Raw genomic sequence first — 22,435 nt, forward strand, 5'->3', positions numbered from 1 at the left:
CGTTCGGTTTCCAAGCCCCTCTGTATGCGCCGAGGAGCGGAGGGTTTCGCGGATCAGGGCTCGCAGCTGTTTGAGCGCAGCGAGTTCTGCGAGACCCCGCGAAACCCGAGCACCGCAGGTTGCCCCGTAGCGAAGCGCAGGGGTCGCAGACAGTGGGGTCGCCTTTCTTTTGCCTACGTTTCTTTGGCGAAGCAAAGAAAAGTAGGTCGCCCGCCGGGGCGAGACCCGGCCTCGGAATCAAAACCAAGCCAGCAGAGTCAGAGCGTATGACTCCGATCCCCCTCCACAAACCCCATCGCCTCCCAAGCCTCCCCCACAGCAAACCCCACCACCTTGAACAGCTCCCCCATCTCATGCTCATGAACGAGCCGAGCCGCCATTCCCCTCTCCGCAGTAGAGCCCTGCTCCATCCTCGCAAGCAACCCGCAGTTCAGCAGAAACCGAGCCTGGCTGGTATAGCCCAGCACTTCAAGCCCCGCTTCCTGCCCCGCAAGCGCAATGCCCGTGAAGTTGACGTGCGCAGTGATGTCCTTGTAGCCCACGTCGGACAGCGGATCGCCGTCGGCCTGGTGCGCCCGGTGACACATCACCGTTCCCATGTGGCGCTGCGGGTGGTAGTACTCGCGCTCCGGAAAGCCGTAGTCGATGAAGAAGGCCGCGCCCTTCGTCAGGCGGTCCGCCAGGGTCGCGACAAAAGCCTCGGCCTGATGATGGATTTCGGTCAGGTAGTCGTGCTCGCCCGGCACCTCGAGCGGTGGTCGCAGTGCGGTCTCGCGGTCGGCCCAGGTCCAGCCGGTGCCTTGCGCATCGCGCACGATGCCGCGCTCGAACCATCGGCCGCCCACGCGCGCCAGCAGTTGCACCGGCATCGCGTCGAGCACCTCGTTGCCAATCACCACGCCCTGCATCGATTCCGGCAGTTCGGCCAGCCATTCGACTCTGTCTGCATAGCGCACCAGGGCCTGCTGCTGGCGCTCGCGCAAGGTGCCCGAAAGATCGACGATGCGGTAGCGCACGTCGGTGCGGCCCATTTCGTCGAGGGCATGCAGCAGCTGCACCGCCAGGGCGCCGGAGCCGGCGCCGAATTCCCAGACCGTGTCGGTTCCGGTCTTCTGCAGCGCCTCGGCCACCTGCGCGGCAAGCGCCTGGCCGAACATGGGCGTGAGTTCGGGCGCGGTCACGAAGTCGCTGCCTGAAGACGGCATGTGGCCGAACTTGGCCGAGGTGTTGGCGTAGTAGCCCAACCCCGGCGCATACAGGGCCAGCGCCATGAAGCGGTCGAACCCGATCCAGCCGCCGGCGCGTTCCACGGCGCGGGCGATCAGGGCATCGAGGGCGATGGGTAAACTGTTCGTCGTCTTTGTCGTCACCCCCCGATTCTCCCTTCTCTGTCCGCATGAGCACAGCACCGCTTTCCGCAGGCCCCCGCACCGTCCTCGTCACGGGTGCGGGCCGCCGGCTGGGGCGCGAGATTGCGCTGGCGCTGGCCACGGGGGGCTGGCAGGTGGCGGTGCACTACCGCAGCTCTCGCATCGAGGCCGAGCAAACGTCGGCCGAATGCGCGGCGCTCTCGGGCAAATCGGCCGCCTTCGAGGCCGACTTGCTCGACGAAGGCGCCACCCGTGCCTTGCTGCCGCGAGTGGCGGCGCATTTCCACGGGGTCGATGCGGTGGTCCACAGTGCGGCGCTCTTCGAGCATGACGACGCGGCCAGCTTCAGCTATGCGCTCATGGAGCGCCATGCGCGCAGCAACACCGGCGCCGCCATTCTGCTGGCACAGGCGCTGCGCGACCACCTGGCGCTGCGCGATGCGCAAGGCGCGGTGGTTCACCTGCTCGACCAGAAGCTCTGGAACCCCAACCCCGACTTCCTGAGCTACACGCTCTCCAAAGCCGCGCTGGAAGCCGCCACGCCCATGCTGGCGCTGGCGCTGGCGCCGCGCGTGCGGGTGGTCGGCGTGGCGCCGGGCCTCACGCTTTCGAGCCACATGCTGGACGACGAAAAGTTTGCCCAGCTGCACAAGCTGTCGCCGCTGGGCCGCTCTTCCACGCCGGCCGACGTGGTCGCCACGGTGAAATTTGCGCTGGAGAACAACTCGATCACCGGCACCACGCTGCTGGTGGACGGCGGCCAGCACCTGATGAGATTCGAGCGCGATTTCTCGCTCATGTGAGCACCACAACACCATGTCTTCCATACCGCACGGCCACCAGACCCTCACCCTCCAGGGGCTGCGCTTCGACGCCAACCTGGGCATCCTCGAGCAGGAAAAGCGGGCGCCTCAGCCGATCCTGGTCGATGCCGAGCTCAACCTCGGCCCGCAGCCGCTGCTGCCGCAGGACGACGACATCTTTCATGTGCTGGACTACCGCAAGGTGCGCCGCATCATCATCGACGAGTGCACTGCCGAGCATGTGAACCTGCTCGAAAGCCTGATCGGCAAGCTCGCGCAGCGGCTGCTGCAGCTGCCCGGCGTGCGCGGCGTGCGGGTGAAGATTGCCAAGCTCGAAATCTTCGACGACTGCGAGGTGGCAATCCGCATCGAAGCCGGGGAATGGTGATCCAAGGCAAAATCGGGGGTCTTCCCCTCGTTTGACTGAAGTAGCTCACCAATGAACGCCGTCTGGATCGACGAGGCGCCCGTCGCCGGCGCCGCCACCACCAATTCCCTGAAGATCGAGCGCGAAACCCACAAGCTCGAAAAGCGCCTGTGCCGCGAGGTCGGCCGCGCCATCGTCGACTACAACATGATCGAAGAGGGCGACAAGGTCATGGTGTGCGTCTCGGGCGGGAAGGACAGCTACGCCATGCTGGACATCCTGCTCAAGCTGAAGGCGCGGGCGCCGATCCACTTCGACATCGTCGCGGTGAACCTCGACCAGAAGCAGCCCGGCTTTCCGGAAGAAGTGCTGCCCAAGTACCTGAGCGAGCTCGGCGTCGCCTTTCACATCGAGAACCAGGACACCTACAGCATCGTCAAGCGCGTGATCCCCGAGGGCAAGACGACCTGCGGCCTGTGCAGCCGCCTGCGCCGCGGCATCCTGTACCGCGTGGCGGACGAACTCGGTGCCACCAAGGTGGCACTCGGCCACCACCGCGACGACATGCTGCAGACCTTCTTCCTCAACATGTTCTTCGCGGGCAAGCTCAAGAGCATGCCGCCAAAGCTGGTGAGCGACGACGGCAAGCACATCGTCATCCGCCCCCTCGCCTACGTGGCCGAGAAAGACCTGGTGCGCTGGGCGCAGCACCGCGAATTCCCGATCATTCCGTGCACCCTGTGCGGCAGCCAGGAAAACCTGCAGCGCAAGCAGGTCGGCGAAATGCTGCGCGAGTGGGACAGGAAGTACCCCGGCCGCGTGGAAAACATGTTCACCGCGCTGCAGAACGTGGTGCCTTCGCACCTGCTGGACGGAACGCGGCACGACTTCAAGGGTCTGAAAGCGACGGGCGTGGCTGACGAAGACGGCGACAAGGCCTTCGACGCGCCCTCTTTCGACTTGCTCTCCCAGGCACCCGCAGCCCTGCGCATTCTTCAGGGCTGAACCGGCAACCCAGGGAATTTTGGGCCACGCAGCCCGGAGACCCTCATGAAACGTGCGTTCTTTGCTCTCTTTTTGGCAGCAACGCTGAGCGGCTGCGCCACCTCCTGGGTGGTGGACAGCGATGTGAAGAGCTTTTCTTCGCTGCCCACGATGCCATCGGGCGCCACCTACCGCTTCGAACGCCTGCCTTCGCAGCAGGCCGACGCCGCACGGCAGGAATCTCTGGAAGCAATGGCCGCCGCGGCGCTCGAAAAGGTGGGCCTGCGCCGCGACGATGCCCGCCCGACCTACAGTGCGCAAATCGGCGCGCGCGTGACGGCCGGCCTTTCGCCGTGGGCGGACCCATGGCTCTTCGACGGCCCGTGGGGTTATGGAGGTTATGGCGGCTATGGTTACCACGGCTACGCCCGCCGCTGGTATGGCGGCGGCTGGTACGGCGGCCCGGCCTTCATGCCGCCGGCGGCCAACCCCTGGTACGAGCGCGAAGTGAGCATCGTGCTGCGCGACATCGGCTCGAACCGCGTGGTCTATGAAACGCGGGCCCGCAACGACGGGCCGTACAACGCGAGCGCGGCCATCTTGCCGGTGATGTTCGATGCCGCGCTCCAAGGGTTTCCGAATCCGCCGCAGGGCGAGCGCCGGGTGAACATCGAGCTGCCCACGGCAAAGAAATGACGCGCTTCTAGAATCCCGCCGGATGGAAGAAATTACCCGTTTGATTGCCGTTCGCCATGGCGAGACCGCCTGGAACGTCGACACGCGCATTCAAGGCCAGCTCGACATCGGGCTCAACGCCACCGGCCTGTGGCAGGCCAAGCGCGTGGGGCAGGCGCTGGCGGACGAGGACATTGGCGTGATCTACGCGAGCGACCTCTCGCGCGCCTGGCAGACCGCGCAGGAAATTGCAAAACCCCACGGCCTCACGGTGCTGCCCGAACCCGGCCTGCGCGAACGCGCCTTCGGCCGCTTCGAGGGCATGAGCTTTGCGGAGATCGAGGCGACGCTCCCCGAGCAGGCCAGGCGCTGGCGCGAGCGCGACCCCGAGTTCGAGCCCGAAGGCGGCGAGAGCCTGCTGGTTTTTCGCGATCGCGTGACGCGCATCGCATCGAAGCTCGCCGCCCGCCACCCGGGCCAGCTGGTTACGCTGGTGGCCCATGGCGGGGTGATGGACGTGCTCTACCGCGCCGCCACCCGCCAGGAGCTTCAGGCGCCGCGCACCTGGCAGCTCGGCAATGCGGCCATCAACCGCATGCTGTGGACAGCCGAGGGCTTCAGCCTGGTCGGCTGGAGCGACACCGCCCACTTGGCGGCGGACGACGACGTCCTCGACGAAACGACCACCTAGGCGTGCGATGCCGTGCCGTGCGCCGCGGCGGCTTCGGCCTTTGCTTCGCCCGGCAGGTCGACCATCGGCCCGGTGCCGCTGTAGCGGTCGAGCGCCAGGTAGATGGCGGGCGTGATGTAGAGCGTGATCACCTGCGAGAAGATCAGCCCGCCCACCACGGCCACGCCCAGCGGCTGGCGCAGTTCGGCACCAGCACCCAGCCCCAGCGCAAGCGGCAGTGCGCCCATCAGCGCGGCCAGCGTGGTCATGAGAATCGGACGGAAGCGCAGCCGGCAGGCCTCGCGGATGGCGTCGACCGGCTTCATGCCTTCGGTGCGCTGCGCGTCGAGCGCGAAGTCGATCATCATGATCGCGTTCTTCTTCACGATGCCGATCAGGAGCAGGATGCCGATGGTCGCGATCAGCGTCAGGTCGAAGCCGAATATCTTCAGCGAGATCAACGCACCCACCGCCGCGGACGGCAGCCCGGCCAGGATGGTCAGCGGGTGGATGTAGCTTTCGTACAGCACGCCCAGCAGCACGTAGATGACCAGCACGGCCAGCACCAGCAGCACGGCCTGGCTCGATTGCGAACTCTGGAACACCGCCGCATCACCGCCATAGGTGGTGATGATCGACTGCGGCATCTTCAGCTCTTCCTTGAACTGGTCGATCTTCGCGGTCGCGTTGCCCAGCGGCACATCAGGCGCGAGGTTGAACGACACCGTCACCGCCTGCAGCTGGCCCTGGTGGTTGACCGAGGTCGGCCCCACCGTGCGCTTGACGGTCGAGAAGGCCGAGAGCGGCACCAGCCGCCCCGTGGTGCTGCGCACCGAGAGGCGCGAAACATCGTCCTCGAACTGCCGGTCGCTGTCCGCGGCCGAGAGAATCACCTGGTAGGTGTTGCTCGCGCCGTAGATGCTGCCGATCTGCCGGTCGCCGTAGGCGTTGTAGAGCGCCAGGCGCAGGTCACCCACCGCAACGCCGAGCACGCCGGCCTTGTCCCGATCGATTTCGAGCGTGGCCTGCAGGCCGCGGTTCTGCGAGTCGCTGGTCACGTCGCGGAAGACAGGGTCGGCGCGCATGCGCTCCATGAGCCGCGTGGACCACGGCACCACTTCGCCGGCGTTCACGCTTTGCAAGGTGTATTGGAAGCGCGCCTTGCTCTGGCGACCGCCCAGGCGCAGGTTCTGCACCGGCTGCATGTAGACCGCAATGCCCGGAATCTCGCGAAAGCGCTGGCGCAGCGATTCGAGCACCTTGGCCATCTTGGGGCGCTCGCTGCGGGGCTTGAGAACGGCGAAAAGACGGCCCGAGTTCTGCGTGGCGGTCGGGCCGCCCACGCCGACGAATGAGCTCACGTAGGCCACGCTCGGGTCGGCCTGGAGCGAAGCGGCCACGCGCTCCTGCAGCGCATTCATGGCGGTGAATGAAATATCTTCAGCCGCTTCGGTGGTGATCTGGATCTGGCCGATGTCTTCTTCGGGGAAGAAGCCCTTCGGAATGGAAATGAACAGCCAGGCCGTGACGACGAACGTGGCGCCGGCGACCAGCAGCATCAGCGTGCGATGGCCAAGGGTCCAGTCGAGCGTTCGCATATAGGTGCCGTGCACCCAGCGGTAGCCGCGCTCGAAGGCACGGCCAATGGCGGTTCCGGGTTCCGGATGCTCTTCTTCGTGGTCGATTGCGCCTTCGGGCCGCGGCGTGTGCTTGAGCAGCCGGCTCGCGAGCATCGGCACCAGCGTGAGCGACACCACGGCCGACACCAGCACGGCCAGCGCCACCACCACCGCGAACTCGTGGAACAGCAGGCCGATCACGCCTGGCATGAAGAAGATGGGAATGAACACCGCCACCAGCGAGATCGAGATCGAGATGATGGTGAAGCCCACTTCGCGCGCACCGCGCAGCGCCGCCGCGAACGGCTCCATGCCCTTCTCGACGTAGCGCATGATGTTTTCGAGCACCACGATGGCGTCGTCCACCACCAGGCCCACGGCCAGCGTGATGCCGAGCAGCGACACGTTGTCCAGGCTGTAGCCGAAGGCATACAGCAGCGCCACCGCGCCGATGAGCGAGATGGGAATGGTGACGGCCGGAATCAGCGTGGCCACCAGCCGGTGCAGGAACAGGAAGATCACCATGACCACCAGCGCGATGGTGCCCAGCAGCGTGAGCTGCACGTCGTGCACCGCCTCGCGGATGGACAGCGAGCGGTCGTTCACCATGTGGATCTCGACCGATTGCGGAAGCTCCGCCTTGAAGCGCGGAATGAGTGCGCGCACCGCATCCACCACCTCCACGGTATTGGCATTCGGCTGCCGCTGCACAGCCAGCGAAATGGAGCTCTGGCCGTTGAAGCTGCTCGCGGTCTTGACCGACTCGAAGCTGTCTTCGATGGTGGCCACTTCGTCGAGCCGCACCGGGGCGCCGTTGCGCTGGCCGATGATCAGCTTGGCGAAGTCTTCGGCCTTCGTGAGTTGCCGGTTGGCCTGGATGGTGAGGGTCTGGCGCGGACCGTCGAGCGTGCCGACCGGCGTGTTGGCGTTGGCCGAATTCACCGCCCTGGCGAGCTCGTCGAGCGTGATGTTGCGGGCGTTCAGCAGATCGGCATTGGCCTTGATGCGCACCGCGAAGGCCTTGCGCCCGTACACGGCCACCTGCGCCACGCCGTCGATGGTGGAGAGCGTGGGCGAGATCAGGTTCTCGGCATAGTCGTTGAGCTCCGAGGGGTTCATCGACGGCGAAATGAGCGCGATGAACAGCACCGGCGCATCGGCCGGATTCACCTTGCGGTACGAAGGCAGTTGCGTGAGCTCTTGCGGCAACTGGCGCTGGGCGCGCAGCAGCGCGGCCTGCACGTCGACGGCGGCGGCATCGATGTCGCGGCTGCTCACGAACTCGAGCGTGATCGAACTCACGCCCTGGGTGTTGACCGAGCTGATGGTCTGCAGGCCCGGAATGGTCGAGAACTGCTTCTCGAGCGGCAGCGCCACCGAAGAGGCCATGGTGTCGGGGCTTGCCCCCGGCAACTGGGCGTTCACGTTGATGACCGGTGTGTTGTAGCTCGGCAGCGCGGCGACCGGAATGCTGAAATACGCAAAGATGCCCGCCACCACCACTGCGGCGGACAACAGCACCGTCATGGCGGGACGGCGGATGCACAGCTCCGAGATGTTCATGCGCGTTCCCGCGGGGTCTTGACGTCCGACGAGGCCGCGCTGCCCGGCGTGACGCCGGTCGTGCCCGCCGGGGCGGCCTTTGCGTCGACGCGGACCTTGCCGCCCGGGCGCACGTTCTGGCTGCCCTCGATGACCACCTGCTCACCCGGCTCGACGCCGCTCACCGCCACCTTCGTGCCGAAGGTATAGAGCACCTGGACTTTGCGGCGCGCCGCGGTGCCGGCCTGGTCCACCACGTAGAGCGAGGCGCCGTCGGGCAGCATCATGAGCGCCGCGGCCGGTACCACGGTGGCGCCTGCGAGCGTGCGCACCGTGATGCGCGTGCCCACGAACTGGCCGGGCCACAGGCTCTGGTCGGCGTTGTCGAACACCGCCTTCGCGCGCACGGTGCCGATCTGCGGGTCGACCGTGTTGTCGACGAAATTGAGCACCCCGCTCAGCGGCTCGCGCCGGCCGGTCACGAGCGCCTCGACCTTGGCGCGGCTGCGCGCGGCGGCCAGCAGGTCCTGCAGATTGGCCTCGGGCACAGGGAAGCTCACCGCAATGGGATCGAGCTGCGTGATGGTGACGAGGGACAGCGTGGGCTGCACCAGCGTGCCCGGATAGATGTTGACGGCGCCGATGCGCCCCGCAATGGGCGCACGCAGCGTGGCATAGCCCAGCGCCACTTGCGCCGACTGCACCGCGGCGCGGTCGGCCGCCACCGCGGCGCGCTGCGCCTCGAGCTGCGACAGCGTGGCGTCGGTGGCGCTCTTCGAAATGAAGTTCTGCGCCAGCAGTTCCTGGCTGCGCTTGTACTGGCGCTCCAGGTCGGCCAGCGTGGCCTCGTCGCGCTTCTGCTGTGCGCGGGCGCGGGCCAGGTTGGCCTGGTCATTGCGGTCGTCCAGCGTGAAGAGCAACTGGCCCTCCTTGACGAACTGCCCTTCCTTCACGTGCACCGCCGCCACGGTATTGGTGACCTGCGGCCGGAGATCGACGCTGTTGAGGGACACCACGCTGCCGTTGACCTGGACCGTGACCGGCACGTCCTGCCGTACGGCGGTTGCGAGCGTTACCAGTGCCGGCGGCGCGCCGTCGGCGGGTGCCGCGCCCTTGGCGCCCGCGGCGGCCTTGGCATTGCCTGCGGCAAGCCGATCGCCAGATCCGCTCCACCACCATCCCGCGGCGGCTACGATCGACACACCTGCAAGGGCGAAGACGAGTTTTTTCTTCATGGATTTTTTGTGCACTTTGGGCTGACAGCGGCTATTGGATCAGCGGCCAGTTCACAGTGTCGACGGGTACCGTAAAGATAAGTAAAGCGGCAACGCAATGGCCGTGCACAACCCCGCTGTGGCAGGCGCAAGGCCGAATTCAACCTCGCCGCTAAAATCGCCGCTCCACAGCCTCTGGATATACCCCATGAACCGCTGCAAGAAACCCACGAATGCTCTCACTTTCATAGCGCTTTGCACAGTAGCTGCAAGCCTTTTTTCCATTGACGCGGCGGCCCAGGCCGACATTCCCCGGCCGCAGACGCAGAACGAATCGCTCGTAGGCGGCCGTACGTTCCCGATCGGCACGCTGCGCGGCAAGTTCATGGTGATCGACGGGGTCGACGTCGAACTCGACGGCAAGCCTGACCGAATGGCGCCGGGCGGACGCATCCGCAGCGCCCAGAACATGCTGGTCATGTCGAGTGCCATCACGGGTCAGAAATTCCTGGTCAATTACACGCGTGACGCAGCAGGCCTGCTGCGCGAGGTCTGGATCCTGACGCCCGACGAAGCCGTTGCCAGGCGCGAATCGCTCGACAAGCCGCTCTTGAACATCTGGCCGTTCACCACGAACGACACCGTCAACACGCAATAAAAATGCCAGCGGGCCCTCGCCCGCCGCGCTTCCGGACGCCGCGCGCGTCCGGTATTCCGCCTTCCCGCTCGGGAGGGCAAGAGAGCACCCCATGAGCAAAAAAGTCTTTATCAAAACCTTCGGCTGCCAGATGAACGAGTACGACTCGGACAAGATGGCCGATGTGCTGAACGCCGCGCAGGGCTACGAGCCCACCCAGAACGTGGACGAGGCCGACCTGATCCTGTTCAACACCTGCTCGGTGCGCGAAAAGGCCCAGGAGAAGGTGTTCTCCGACCTGGGCCGCGTGAAGCACCTGAAGGCCAAGGGCGTGAAGATCGGCGTGGGCGGCTGCGTGGCCAGCCAGGAGGGCGATGCCATCATCGCGCGCGCGCCTTACGTCGACATCGTGTTCGGCCCGCAAACGCTGCACCGCCTGCCCGAAATGCTGAACGACCGCGAGCGGCTCGACCGCCCGCAGGTGGACATCAGCTTTCCCGAGATCGAGAAGTTCGACCACCTGCCGCCCGCACGGGTGGAGGGCGCTACGGCGTTCGTGTCGATCATGGAAGGCTGCTCCAAATACTGCAGCTACTGCGTGGTGCCCTACACCCGCGGCGAGGAAGTGAACCGCCCGCTGGACGACGTGCTGGTGGAGATTGCCGGCCTGGCCGACCAGGGCGTGCGCGAGGTCACGCTGCTGGGGCAGAACGTGAACGCCTACCGCGGCCGCATGGGCGATACGGCTGAGATTGCCGACTTTGCCCTGCTCATCGAGTACGTTGCAGAGATTCCCGGCATCGAGCGCATCCGCTACACGACCAGCCACCCGAACGAGTTCACCCCACGGCTGATCGAGGCCTACGCCAAGGTGCCGCAGCTCGTGAGCCACCTGCACCTGCCCGTGCAGCACGGCAGCGACCGCATCCTGATGGCGATGAAGCGCGGCTACACCGCCATGGAATACAAGAGCACGGTGCGCAAGCTGCGCGCCATCCGGCCCGAGCTTGCGCTCTCCAGCGACTTCATCGTCGGCTTCCCGGGCGAGACCGACGAAGACTTTGCCAAGATGATGAAGCTGATCGACGACTGCCAGTTCGACAACAGCTTCAGCTTCATCTTCAGTCCGCGCCCTGGCACGCCGGCCGCGGCGCTGCACGACGACACGCCGCATGCGGTGAAGCTTGCGCGCCTGCAAACGCTGCAGCGCGTGATCGACGGCAACGTGCGCCGCTTCGGCGACGCGCTCGTAGGCACCACGCAGCGCGTGCTGGTCGAAGGCGCTTCGCGCAAGGACGCGAACGAACTGATGGGCCGCACGGAGTGCAACCGCGTGGTCAACTTCGAAGGCGATGCACGGCTCGTCGGGCAGATGGCCGACCTGCGCATCACGCGCTCGCTCGCCTACACGCTGCGCGGCGAAGTGGCCACGCGCGAAACGTCGACGGCGCCGGCTCCGGCCGCGCTCGCCGCCTGATGGCGAAGCGGCCATCGACGCGGGGCTCGTTCCAGCAGCTCCTTCTTTTCGCATTCCTGCTCATCACCGCCTTGCTGGTGGGCGTGGTGCTGCGCTCGGTTTTCCAGTACGACGCGCTCATGAGCCAGAGCCGCGATGCGGCCGCCCGTGCGCTGCGGCTCTCGGGCGCGGCCCAGTCGCTGGCCGAGCGCAGCGCGGCCATGGAGCGCGCCGGGCGCCAGTCGCTGGTGCTGAACGATGCCGTGCTGCGGCGCCGCTTCGACGATGCCGCGCGTGAAGCGCACCAGGTGCTCGAACGGCTCGAGAACAACGGCCTTGCGCCGGCGGGCATCCAGATGTGGCGCGCCCAGCTCGGCGTGATCGAAGGCCTGATGAGCGGAAGCGCCGACAGCGCCCTCTCGCGCGAAAGCACCATGGCCATGCAGTTCCGCGAACTCGATTCGCTGAACACCAACCTGGCGCAGCAAGCGCAGTTCCTCATCGAAACGCAGAACGATGCGCTGGCCAAGCGCATCGAGAACGCGCGCCGCCGCCTCATGCGCGAGGTGATCGCCGCCAGCGTGCTCGCCGTGTCTCTGGCCTTGGCTTTCGGCATCTGGCTTGCGCGCCCGTTCAAGCGGCTGGAGCACGCCATCGTCGGCCTCGGGCAAAACCGGCTCGACGAGCCGATCGACATTCGCGGACCGGCGGACATTCGGCGCGTGTCTCAGCAGCTCGAATGGCTGCGCTTGCGCCTGACCGAACTGGACGCCGACAAGGCGCGCTTCCTGCGCCATGTATCGCACGAGCTGAAAACGCCGCTGGCCGCGCTGAGGGAAGGTGTCTCGCTGCTCGAAGACGGTGTGACCGGGCCGCTCAACCCGGCCCAGCTTGAAGTGGCGCAAATCCTGAACCAGAACACCGTCTCGCTGCAGGGCCAGATCGAGGCATTGCTGCGCTTCAATGCCGCGGCCTTCGAGGCGCGCGAGCTGCGCCGGGAACGCACCGAGCTGCTGCCGCTGATCGAGGAACAGATCGAGGCGCAGCGCCTGCAGTGGCAAGCGCACGGCCTGCGCGTACGCGCAGAGGGCGAACCGCTCACGGTCACGGTGGACCGCACCAAGCTCGGCACCGCCATTGCAAACCTGCTGTCCAATGCCATCCGCTATTCGGCGCGCGGCGGAGTCATCAATATCGTGGTGTCGAGCACGCCGGATTCGGCCTGCATCGATGTCAATGACGCCGGCCCGGGTATTGCCGAAAGCGACCGCGACCGCATTTTCGAGCCGTTCTACCGGGGCGAACGCCAACCCGAGCATGCGGTCAAGGGCACCGGCATCGGCCTTTCCATCGTGCAGGAGTACATTGCTGCCCATGGGGGCCGCATCACCCTGCAGCCGAGCGGGCCTGGCGCGCGTTTTCGCATCGAACTGCCGCGCACGGCCTGATCCCGGATCCAGCCTCCAGAACAACCCACCGCGAATCCTTCGTGAAGCCTCCGGGCATCCACCTGAAACACTGCCTTTTGTCTTTCCTTCGTCGATCCATGTCTTTTTCGTTCGTCCGCAGTTCGACCTTCTCCGGGGCGATGGCCGTGCCTTTCGTCCTGCTGCTGGCCGCCTGCGCGACGCAACCCGAACCCCCGGCCGAGGCCACCGCCCTGCCGCCGCCGCCCGTGGTGCCGCGCGTGATGCCCGTGGAGGCCGAGCCCAAGGCGCCGGCCACGCAGCCGGCATCGCTCTTCACATTGATGACTCAAGGCCCTGTGGCGGCGATGCTGGCCTATGCCGACAAGGTGCGTCCGCTGGGCGGTGCCGAACTGAGCGCCGAGATCACCCGCGCCGGCGATCCGGGCGATTCGCCCAGCGCACAGATGCAGCTGGCGCTGCTGCTTGCGCAGACGCGCGTGCCGGCCGACCTGGCGCGCGCCCTTGGGCTGATGCAGCGCGTGGCGGCCAACCCCTCGCCCGAGGCGCAGCCGCTGCAGCCGCTCGCGCGCGCGCTGGCCGCGCGCTACGTGGAGCAACGCCGCGTCGAGGACGACCGCGACAAGCAGGTGCAGCAGCTGCGCGAAAGCCAGCGCCGCATCGACCAGCTGAACGACCGCATCGAAGCGCTGCGCGCCATCGAACGCAGCTTCGCGCGCCCGAACGCGCCGGCACCCACCCTGCCCCCACCCAACGGCACCAAGCCCACCCCATGAACATCCAGCGGCTGCAGAAAGAGGTTCTTCGATGAGCACGACCGGCGCGCGCCTGCTGGTGGTGGACGACGATCCGGACATGCTGCGGCTGCTCTCGATGCGGCTGAGTTCGGTCGGCTACCAGGTCACTGCCGTGACCTCGGCCGAAACCGCGCTCACCCAGCTCGAGATCGAGCATCCGCAACTGGTACTCAGCGACGTACGGCTGCCCGGCCGCGACGGGCTCCAGTTGTTCGATGAAATAAGAAAGCGCCACCCCTCGCTGCCGGTGATCCTGCTCACCGCCCACGGCACCATTCCGGATGCGGTCGAGGCCACGGCGCGCGGCGTGTTCACTTATCTCACCAAGCCGTATGACGGCCGCGAGCTGCTCGACAAGATCGCCCAGGCGCTGGCGCTCGGCGCCCCGGCCAGCACGCCCGCCAAGGCCGGCGACGAAAGCTGGCGCGCCGAAATCGTGAGCCGCAGCAACCGCATGTCCGAACTGCTGGCCGAAGCGCGCATGGTCGCCAAGTCGGACGCCTCGGTGCTTTTGCGCGGAGACAGCGGCGCCGGCAAGGAGCTGCTGGCGCGTGCCATTCACCGCGCGAGCGCTCGCGCCGACAAGCCCTTCGTGGCCGTCAATTGCGGCGCCATTCCCGAGGCGCTGCTCGAGTCGGAACTGTTCGGCCACATGAAGGGCGCCTTCACCGACGCGCACGCCAACCACAAGGGCCTGTTCCAGCAGGCCGACGGCGGCACGCTGCTGCTGGACGAAATCGGCGACATGCCGCCCGCGCTGCAGGTCAAGCTGCTGCGGGTGCTGCAGGAGCGCGCGGTACGGCCGCTGGGCGCCAGCCAGTCGATCGAGGTCGACGTGCGCATCATCTCGGCCACCCACCGCGACCTGGACGCGGCCATGGAAGCGGGCCAGTTCCGCGAGGACCTTTATTACCGCCTGAACGTGGTCACGCTCACGCTGCCGCCGTTGTCGGCCCGGCGCGAGGACATTCCGCTCCTGGCCAACCACTTCCTGCAGAAGCTGTCGACCAAGTACGGCAAGCGCCTGTCCGGCTTCGCGCCCGAGGCACTGAAGGCGCTGGCCACCGCCGCCTGGCCGGGCAACGTGCGGCAGCTCTACAACGTGGTGGAGCAGGTTTGCGCGCTGTCGAGCTCGCCGCTCATTCCGCTGGCGCTGGTGCAGCGGGCACTGCGGGTGCCGACGGTCGAGGTCCAGACCTATGCCGAGGCCAAGCAGCGTTTCGAGCGCGACTACCTGGTCGGGCTGCTCAAACTGACCGACGGCAACGTGGCCGACGCGGCCCGCCTGGCCGACCGAAATCGCACCGAGTTCTATCGCCTGCTGCAAAAGCACGAACTCACCCCGGGCCACTTCAAGGCCGACCCTGTCGCTCCGGGCAGCGAGCCTGTCGCTGACTAGCGACGGCGCTAAGCTGTTGATTTAAAAGGCTCTTTTCCGCCAGCCTCCCAGGCTTGTCGGGATTCGGCGACAAAAACAGGGGTTTCGGAGCCTCCCAACCGGTTCCAACCCCGAAAATCGCATCCAGATCGCGCTAAGTTGTTGATCTGAAAGCGTTTTTTCATCCTGGCACAGGGTTTGCCCCTGTACAGGCATGACAGCACTCAACAGCCCATCTTTCGCACTGCGCCAGCAGCGCGACGGCCTGCGTCAAAAGCAGTTTTCCCCCGTGCGGCCCCGTGCCGCCGGTCATTCGCTGGCCGCGCTCGCAAGCGCAGGCGGCGCCGAACCGGATTGCGTGGTCAAGCGCTTTCCTGCCATTGGCGACACCCCTTCCCTCGACAAGCAACGTTGGTAAATCACACATGAAGCCGAACGACTTCTCCCAACTGAACGTGCTGACCGAAGCCGACTTTTCGCACCGCAGCCCGGTGCGTGAAGAACGCCACCCTAATTCCGTGACCGCTCCGCCGGTCAACCGCGGCTCCATGGCGCCCCGCCCCTGGCGCGGTTTCTGGAACAGCATCGGCACCGCCTTGCTGGTCAAGCTCGGCGCCGGCGGCAAGCCGGAAAGCCAAACCGCCGAAGCCGGCGAACAGGTCAAGCAGCCGTGGCAGCGCGCCGCGGCGCAGCGCCGCTTCGCCTTCATGGCGCTCACGCTGCTGAGCACCGTGATCGCCTCTGCGCTGTTTGCCGGCGTGCAGCCCGACTACGACAACATCTGGCTCGAATACGGCCAGATCGGCCTGTACGGCCTGCTTTCGGGCTGGGTCGTCACCGGTTTTGTCACGGCGCTCATGGGCTTCTATGTCTCGGTGCGCGGTGACAAGCACGCCCTGTCGGTCAAGCAGGTGGCCCACCACCCGATGAACCCCGAGGCACGCACCGCCATCATCATGCCGATCTGCAACGAAGACGTTGCCACGGTGTTCGCAGGCCTGCGCGCTACCTGCGAATCGGTCGCGGCCACCGGCCATGCCAAGCAGTTCGACGTGTTCGTGCTGTCCGACAGCTACAGCCCCGAAACCGCCGCCGCCGAGCGCGCCGCCTGGGAAGACCTTCGCGCCGCACTGGCCGACAGCCCGAACCAGCCACAGGTCGAGGTGTACTACCGCCTGCGCACCCGCCGCACGCACCGCAAGGCCGGCAACGTGGCCGACTTCTGCCGCCGCTGGGGCAAGGACTACCGCTACATGGTGGTGCTCGACGCCGACTCCGTGATGAGCGGCGACTGCCTGACCTCAATGGTCAAGCTGATGGAAGCCAACCCCACCGCCGGCATCATCCAGACCGCCACGCAGGCCATCGGCCACGTGACGCTGCATGCCCGCGCGCAGCAATTCGCCTCCCGCGTGACGGGCCGCCTGTTCACGCTGGGCATGCAGTTCTGGCAACTGGGCGAATCGCACTACTGGGGCCACAACGCGATCATCCGCGTCGAGCCCTTCATGAAGCACTGCGCTCTGGCCCCTATCAAGGGCACCGGCGGCATGTCGGGCGGCATCATGTCGCACGACTTCGTCGAAGCCGCGCTGATGCGCCGCGCGGGCTACAACGTGTGGCTCTGCGCCGACCTGGTCGGCAGCTACGAGCAGCAACCGCCGGACCTGCTGGCCGAACTCCAGCGCGACCGCCGCTGGTGCCAGGGCAACCTGCAAAACGCCCGCCTGATGGCCGAACCCGGCATTCACCCGGTGCACCGCGCAATGTTCGTGACCGGCACCATGGCTTATGTCTCGGCACCGCTGTGGCTCGCTTTCCTGACGCTGGGCACCGCGCTGTGGCTAAGCGGCTCGAGCCTCATCTCCAGCTGGAGCGTGCTGCCAGCGGAACTGGCCGGCCTGTGGATCTGGACCCTGTGCCTGTTGTTCCTGCCCCGCGTGCTCGGCATTGCCGCCGTGCTGATGCGCGGCGAGCAACGCCAGTACGGCGGCCTGTGGGGCCTGGTGAAGAGCTCGGTGCTCGAAAGCGCCCTGGCCATCGTGCAGGCGCCGGTTCGCATGCTGGCCCACTCGCTGTTCGTGCTGGTTGCCCTCACCGGCATCAAGCTCGACTGGAAGTCGCCCCCGCGCGAAGCCGCTGCCGTGCCGTGGAAGGTTGCCGTGTCGCAGCTCGCTCCCATGAGCGTGGTGGTTGGTGCGCTGGCCCTGGGCGTTGCAATGATCGACCCGAGCGCGCTGATCTGGCTCATGCCCGTTGGCCTGCCGCTGCTGCTGGCAATTCCGCTCACGGTGCTGACCAGCCAGATCGCACTGGGCACGTCGCTGCGCGACCGCGGCTTCCTGTTGATTCCCGAAGAGTCGCGTTCGCCGGCCGTGCTGCGCCGCGCATGGATGCATGCGGTGCGCCTTGCGCGTCCCGCGGCACTGGCCACAGCCTGATGCGCTGAAGACACAGCCCTCCAAAAAAGCCGGCCTCAGGGTCGGCTTTTTTTATGGTGCGTGGCTAGAATCGCGCCTTCCTTTTTTCAACCCACGGATCCCTCGATCCCCTGGAGCGCCAAGTGCCCCGATTCGCCGTCACCACCCTCTGACGCCGACAACACCACTCGCTGGTCATGTCGGGCGCCTAGCTGCGTTCCCTCACTGACCAGGCACGGCCCGCTTCGGCCGCCGAGTCGATCTCTCTTCCAGCTTCGCTCCCGCACGTTGTCGGTTCTTCCTGATTTGCATCTGGAGAACAACGTGTTCCCTCTCTCTTCTCTTTCATCCGTTCCGCTGCTCAAGTACCCGCGTACTGCGCATCTGGAAGGCTCGCGCTTGCAGGCCGGCGACACCGACGATGGCCAGACGCCGTTGTCCGCGCTGCAGGGCCAGCATGTGGTCATCGAGGAAAAGCTCGATGGCGCCAATGCGGCCGTGTCGTTTACCTCCGGGGGCGAGCTGCTGCTGCAGTCGCGCGGCCACTATCTCGCGGGCGGTGCCGGCGAGCGCCAGTTCAACCTGTTCAAGCACTGGGCCGCCGCCCACGAGCCGACGCTGCTAGAGCGGCTCGAGGACCGCTATGTGATGTACGGTGAGTGGTGCTTTGCAAAGCACAGCTGCTGGTACGACCGGCTGCCCGCGTTCTTTCTGGAGTTCGACCTCTACGATCGCCAAGCGCAGTGCTTCCTGTCGACACCCGCACGGCACGCATTGCTCGACGGCAGCCCGGTACTTTCGGTACCCGTGCTCTACGAAGGCGAGATGCCGCACCAGGCGAAGGCACTGCGCTCGCTCGTGCGGCCATCGCTCGCGCGCAGCGCCGGCTGGAAAGTGGCCTTCGAACAGGCCGTGATGCAGGAAGGCCAGCCGCTCGAGCTCGTGCGGCAGCAGACCGACCTGTCCGACTTGGCTGAGGGCCTGTACCTCAAGACCGAGTCGCAGGGCGAGGTGACCGGCCGCTACAAGTGGGTGCGGCCTGATTTCGTGCAGACCATCCTCGACTCGGGCTCGCACCACAGCCGCCGGCCCGTGCTGCCCAACCAGCTCGCGCCAGGTGTCGACCTCTACGCGCCGACGCCGCAAGTGGGCTGGCACGACCTGGGGCTACGCACGCTCCGTGACCCCGCAGAACTGACAACAACAAGGAGGCCGCGATGACCTACGACGACTTGCGCGCACTGGCGCCGACGCCTCCGCAGGGCTACGACTGGGCCGAGTGCTGCGAACTGCTGCCGGCCCTGCTGCGCCTTGAAGAGACGCCGCAAGACCCGTACTACCACGCCGAAGGCAATGTCGGCATCCACACTCGCATGGTGCTGGACGCGCTGATGCAGGATCCGCATTACCAGCGCGCCGGCGCCGAAGGCCGCTTCGTGCTGTTCATGGCCTGCCTGCTGCACGACATCGCCAAGCCGGACACCACCGTGATCGACGAAGCCAGCGGCCGTATCGGCCAGCCGGGCCATTCGCGCCGCGGTTCGGTCGATGTGCGCGTGCTGATGTGGAAGGCCCGCGTGCCGTTCGCGCTGCGCGAAGCCGTATGCCGGATCATCGCGGTGCACCAGGTACCGTTCCATGCCTTTGCCTCGCGCAAGGGGGTGCGGCCCGAGTGGTTGGTGCACAAGCTCTCGTGGGAACTGAGCCTGCCCGACCTGTGCTGCGTGGCGCGCTGCGACATGCTCGGGCGCCACTGCGAGAAGCGCGCAGACAGCATGGCCGACATCGCGCTTTTCGAGGAATTGGCCCGGGAAGAAGGCTGCTGGGAAGGCCCTCGCCAAATGGCGGATGCCCACACGCGGCTGGCTTACTTCCGAGGCGCGGACACCAGTCCCGACTACCCGTTGTTCCAGGCTGCGGGTTCGCAGGTAACGGTGATGTGCGGCCTGCCCGCGAGCGGCAAGAACCACTGGGTGGCGCAGCACCGCAAGGGCTGGCCGGTCGTGTCGTTCGACGATGCGCGTGCCGAACTGGGGTTGAAGCACGGCGAGAACGACGGGCTGGCCGCGCACCATGCGGTCGATGGGGCCAAGGCGCTGCTGCGCAAGCAGGAGCGCTTCGTCTGGAACGCCACGCACCTGAGCCAGCAGATGCGCACCAAGACGCTGGACCTGCTCTGGGCGTATCACGCCCGGATCGAACTGGTGTACCTGGAGGTGCCGCATCCCGAGCTGATGCGCCGCAACCGCGAGCGCGACACCACGTTGTCGAACGCGGGCATCGAGCGGATGCTGCATCGCTGGGAGCTGCCGGCGCCCGTGGAGGCGCACGCGACGGTCTACGACGTGCAGACCTGAAAACGACGAAGCCCGCCGGGGAATGTCCCGGGCGGGCTTCTGTCTACCTATATATATGCGTGGGGCTCAGAACGGCAGCTTCGGACCCCCAGGGCCACCCATTCCGCCCATGCCTTTCATGCCGCCCATCTTCTTCATCATCTTCATGAGGCCGCCGCCCTTCATCTTCTTCATCATCCCCTGCATCTGCTCGAACTCGTTGAGCAGGCGGTTCACTTCCTGAACCTGCACGCCCGCGCCGGCCGCGATGCGGCGCTTGCGGGTGGCCTTGAGCAGTTCGGGCTTGCGGCGTTCCAGCGGCGTCATGCTCTGGATGATGCCTTCCTTGCGGCGGATGTCGCGCTCGGCGCGGGTCATGTCGGCTTCGGTGGCCTTGGCGGCCATCTGCTGCGGCAGCTTGTCCATCAGGCTCGACAGGCCGCCCATCTGCTTCATCTGCTGCAGCTGGCCGAGAAAGTCGTTCAGGTCGAAGCCCGCGCCGCTCTTGACCTTGGCCGCGAGCTTCTGCGCCGCCGCCACGTCGACGCCGGCCGTGACCTGCTCGACCAGCGCAACGATGTCGCCCATGCCCAGGATGCGGCCGGCGTGGCGCTCGGCGTCGAACACCTCGAGCCCGTCGATCTTTTCGCTCGTGCCGGCAAACTTGATCGGCACGCCTGTGACTTGGCGCACCGACAGCGCCGCGCCGCCGCGCGAATCGCCGTCGGTTTTGGTCAGGATGATGCCGGTGAGCGGCAGCGCGTCCTTGAAGGCCTTGGCGGTGTTGATCGCATCCTGGCCCTGCATCGCATCGACCACGAACAGCGTTTCGACGGGGTCGAGCGCGCCGTGCAGCTGCTTGATTTCGGTCATCAGCACTTCGTCGATGGCGAGGCGGCCGGCCGTGTCGACCAGCAGCACATCGAAGAAATGGCGCTTGGCATGGTCGAGCGCGGCGCGTGCAATGTCGAGCGGCTTCTGGTCCGGCGTGCTCGGGAACCATTCGGCACCGGCCTGCTTGGTGACCATCTTGAGCTGCTCGATGGCGGCGGGCCGGTAGACGTCGCCCGACACGGTCAGCACCTTTTTCTTGCGCTTTTCGATCAGGTGCTTGGCCAGCTTGGCGGTGGTGGTGGTCTTGCCCGCGCCCTGCAGGCCGGCCATCAGAATGACTGCCGGCGGCTGGGCCGCAAGGTTGATGTCGGACACGCCCTCGCCCATGGTGGCGGCGAGTTCGCGGTTGACGATGCCGACCAGCGCCTGGCCCGGCTTGAGCGAACCCAGCACTTCCTGGCCGAGCGACTTTTCCTTGACGCGGGCGACGAAGTCGCGCACCACGGGTAGCGCTACGTCGGCCTCGAGCAATGCCATGCGCACTTCGCGCAGCATGTCCTGCACGTTGCTTTCGGTAATGCGCGCCTGGCCGCTCATCGTCTTGACGAGGCGGGAGAACTTTTCTGAGAGGGCGGTGGCCATGGAAGAAATGCCTTGCTGCCCGCCGGGGCGGGTCATTGGGAAGTCGTAACTGATGTGAGTGTCGGCCGCCTGCGCCCATTCGCGAAACGCCGCCAGACCGGCTTTGCCGAACCGCAGGTGTTGCCCCCGGCAGCGGGTTGGCGATGCGCCACGATGTGCGCGAAGACTGGGGGCGAGCCTATTACACTCGTGCAATGATTTTAGCGATCCCCTCCCCACTTGCCGTGGCGCTGGGCATCGCCACCGCGGCTGCCTACGGATTTGCCGCCGCCGCGGGCGCCCGCCTGAGCCGAAAAGCCACCCAATGGGCGTTGGGACTCGCATGGCTGCTGCATGCCGCGGTGCTTGCCCATGGCCTGATCGGCAGCGAGCCGCGCTTCGGCTTTGCGCCGGCGCTCTCCGTCACGGCATGGCTGGTGCTTACCGTCTACGCGGTCGAAAGCCGCATGTACCCGCAACTGAAAGTTCGGCGGGCGCTGGCTTGGCTAGGCGCGGCCGCGGTGGTGCTGGCCGTTCTGTTTCCCGGCACGCCGCTGCACGTTTCGGCATCGCCCTGGCTACCGCTGCACCTGGCGCTCGGAATTGCGTCCTATGGTTTGTTCGGCGCCGCGGTGGTGCACGCCTGGCTGATCACACGGGCTGAAAAGCAGATTCGCCTCGCCACCGAGCCGCAGGCCGGGGTGCCGCTGCTCACGCTCGAACGGCTCACCTTCCGCTTTGTCACGGCGGGGTTCGTTCTGCTTTCCGCCACGCTGCTGGCGGGCCTGCTGTTCAGCGAAACGCTCTACGGCGCCACCGTGCGCGCCTGGAAGTGGGACCACAAGACAGTGTTCTCGGTGCTGGCGTGGATGAGCTTTGCCGTGCTGCTGGTGGGGCGCGCGCGCTTCGGCTGGCGCGGCCGCACGGCGCGCCGCGTGCTGTATGCCGGCTCCGCCTTGCTGCTGCTGGCCTATGTGGGTTCGCGTTTTGTGCTCGAAGTGGTGCTGGCGCGCGGCACGGCATGAAATACCTGCTCGTCCTCGCGGTGCTCTGGGTGGCAATCTGGCTCTGGCGCAAGAACCGCCGCGAAGAAATGCGCGACGCGCAGCGCGAAAAGGCAGCCCGCGCCCAGCGCCAGCCCGCCGCACCGGCCGCACCCAAGGCCATGCTGCGCTGCGCGCATTGCGGCTTGCACCTGCCTGCGAGCGATGCGCTCGGCGGCCCGGGCGACGCGGTCTACTGCAGCGCTGCGCACCGTGAGGCCGCCGAGCGCGGCTGAACGGGT

The 22,435-nt window shown here is 66.6% G+C and carries 20 protein-coding genes; 16 read left to right on the forward strand and 4 right to left on the reverse strand.

Features of this window, described 5'->3' with window-relative positions:
- Positions 1-257 precede the first annotated feature (257 nt).
- On the reverse strand, positions 258-1,370 hold the full coding sequence (locus V9K97_RS15755) for a class I SAM-dependent methyltransferase (RefSeq protein WP_337319160.1): 1,113 nt from the start codon (positions 1,368-1,370) through the stop codon (positions 258-260).
- Between the two features lie 26 nt (positions 1,371-1,396).
- On the opposite strand from V9K97_RS15755, the gene V9K97_RS15760 reads away from it, so the two are divergent.
- The 5 genes from V9K97_RS15760 to V9K97_RS15780 are packed head-to-tail and all read left to right on the forward strand — an operon-like array spanning position 1,397 to position 4,890.
- On the forward strand, positions 1,397-2,173 hold the full coding sequence (locus tag V9K97_RS15760; RefSeq protein WP_337319162.1) for an SDR family oxidoreductase: 777 nt from the start codon (positions 1,397-1,399) through the stop codon (positions 2,171-2,173).
- Positions 2,174-2,186: 13 nt separating this feature from the next.
- Entirely contained in the window at positions 2,187-2,561 is a 375-nt protein-coding gene (locus V9K97_RS15765) for a dihydroneopterin aldolase (RefSeq protein WP_126747977.1), read from the forward strand.
- Between the two features lie 51 nt (positions 2,562-2,612).
- Positions 2,613-3,545 (forward strand): tRNA 2-thiocytidine(32) synthetase TtcA, encoded by a 933-nt coding sequence (ttcA, locus tag V9K97_RS15770; protein ID WP_337319164.1) that lies wholly within the window; start codon positions 2,613-2,615, stop codon positions 3,543-3,545.
- A gap of 45 nt (positions 3,546-3,590) precedes the next feature.
- Positions 3,591-4,220, forward strand: a complete 630-nt coding sequence (locus tag V9K97_RS15775; RefSeq protein ID WP_258504083.1) for a membrane lipoprotein lipid attachment site-containing protein — start codon at positions 3,591-3,593, stop codon at positions 4,218-4,220.
- A 22-nt stretch (positions 4,221-4,242) separates the two neighbouring features.
- A complete protein-coding gene (locus V9K97_RS15780) occupies positions 4,243-4,890 on the forward strand; it encodes a histidine phosphatase family protein (protein ID WP_337319167.1) in 648 nt (215 codons plus the stop codon).
- Here the strand turns inward: V9K97_RS15780 and V9K97_RS15785 are convergent.
- Positions 4,887-8,051: an efflux RND transporter permease subunit gene (locus tag V9K97_RS15785; RefSeq protein ID WP_337319169.1), complete on the reverse strand. Its 3,165-nt coding sequence runs from the start codon at positions 8,049-8,051 to the stop codon at positions 4,887-4,889. The genes V9K97_RS15780 and V9K97_RS15785 overlap by 4 nt on opposite strands.
- Positions 8,048-9,265: an efflux RND transporter periplasmic adaptor subunit gene (locus tag V9K97_RS15790; protein WP_337319171.1), complete on the reverse strand. Its 1,218-nt coding sequence runs from the start codon at positions 9,263-9,265 to the stop codon at positions 8,048-8,050. Before V9K97_RS15790 ends, V9K97_RS15785 begins: the two co-directional genes overlap by 4 nt.
- Before the next feature lie 187 nt (positions 9,266-9,452).
- Between V9K97_RS15790 and V9K97_RS15795 the strand changes: the two genes are divergently transcribed.
- From V9K97_RS15795 to V9K97_RS15835, 9 genes are all read left to right on the forward strand, one after another.
- Positions 9,453-9,902, forward strand: a complete 450-nt coding sequence (locus V9K97_RS15795; protein ID WP_337319173.1) for a hypothetical protein — start codon at positions 9,453-9,455, stop codon at positions 9,900-9,902.
- Positions 9,903-9,993: 91 nt separating this feature from the next.
- The gene (gene miaB, locus V9K97_RS15800) at positions 9,994-11,358 is read left to right on the forward strand and encodes a tRNA (N6-isopentenyl adenosine(37)-C2)-methylthiotransferase MiaB (protein ID WP_258504078.1); all 1,365 of its coding nucleotides are present in this window, start codon (positions 9,994-9,996) and stop codon (positions 11,356-11,358) included.
- Positions 11,358-12,785, forward strand: coding sequence for a sensor histidine kinase (locus tag V9K97_RS15805; protein WP_157612079.1), 1,428 nt, complete (start codon positions 11,358-11,360; stop codon positions 12,783-12,785). The genes miaB and V9K97_RS15805 overlap by 1 nt, the downstream gene beginning before the upstream one ends.
- Before the next feature lie 98 nt (positions 12,786-12,883).
- Positions 12,884-13,540 (forward strand): hypothetical protein, encoded by a 657-nt coding sequence (locus V9K97_RS15810; protein WP_337319176.1) that lies wholly within the window; start codon positions 12,884-12,886, stop codon positions 13,538-13,540.
- Positions 13,541-13,571: 31 nt separating this feature from the next.
- Positions 13,572-14,960 (forward strand): sigma 54-interacting transcriptional regulator, encoded by a 1,389-nt coding sequence (locus V9K97_RS15815; protein ID WP_258504076.1) that lies wholly within the window; start codon positions 13,572-13,574, stop codon positions 14,958-14,960.
- 193 nt (positions 14,961-15,153) lie between these two features.
- The gene (locus V9K97_RS15820; RefSeq protein WP_307655219.1) at positions 15,154-15,357 is read left to right on the forward strand and encodes a hypothetical protein; all 204 of its coding nucleotides are present in this window, start codon (positions 15,154-15,156) and stop codon (positions 15,355-15,357) included.
- 7 nt (positions 15,358-15,364) lie between these two features.
- Positions 15,365-17,380: a glucans biosynthesis glucosyltransferase MdoH gene (mdoH, locus tag V9K97_RS15825; RefSeq protein WP_337319181.1), complete on the forward strand. Its 2,016-nt coding sequence runs from the start codon at positions 15,365-15,367 to the stop codon at positions 17,378-17,380.
- Positions 17,381-17,683: 303 nt separating this feature from the next.
- Positions 17,684-18,580, forward strand: coding sequence for an RNA ligase family protein (locus V9K97_RS15830; RefSeq protein WP_337319183.1), 897 nt, complete (start codon positions 17,684-17,686; stop codon positions 18,578-18,580).
- The gene (locus tag V9K97_RS15835; RefSeq protein ID WP_337319185.1) at positions 18,577-19,716 is read left to right on the forward strand and encodes an AAA family ATPase; all 1,140 of its coding nucleotides are present in this window, start codon (positions 18,577-18,579) and stop codon (positions 19,714-19,716) included. Before V9K97_RS15830 ends, V9K97_RS15835 begins: the two co-directional genes overlap by 4 nt.
- Positions 19,717-19,782: 66 nt before the next feature.
- Here V9K97_RS15835 and ffh read toward each other — a convergent pair whose 3' ends face one another.
- Positions 19,783-21,171, reverse strand: coding sequence for a signal recognition particle protein (gene ffh / locus V9K97_RS15840; protein WP_258504072.1), 1,389 nt, complete (start codon positions 21,169-21,171; stop codon positions 19,783-19,785).
- Positions 21,172-21,365: 194 nt separating this feature from the next.
- Between ffh and V9K97_RS15845 the strand changes: the two genes are divergently transcribed.
- Together V9K97_RS15845 and V9K97_RS15850 are read left to right on the forward strand one after the other, a co-directional pair.
- Entirely contained in the window at positions 21,366-22,175 is an 810-nt protein-coding gene (locus V9K97_RS15845) for a cytochrome C assembly family protein (RefSeq protein WP_337313405.1), read from the forward strand.
- Positions 22,172-22,429, forward strand: a complete 258-nt coding sequence (locus V9K97_RS15850; RefSeq protein ID WP_157612073.1) for a PP0621 family protein — start codon at positions 22,172-22,174, stop codon at positions 22,427-22,429. Before V9K97_RS15845 ends, V9K97_RS15850 begins: the two co-directional genes overlap by 4 nt.
- Positions 22,430-22,435: the final 6 nt, after the last annotated feature.

This window comes from Variovorax sp. CCNWLW186 (assembly GCF_037203865.1).
GTDB lineage: Bacteria > Pseudomonadota > Gammaproteobacteria > Burkholderiales > Burkholderiaceae_C > Variovorax.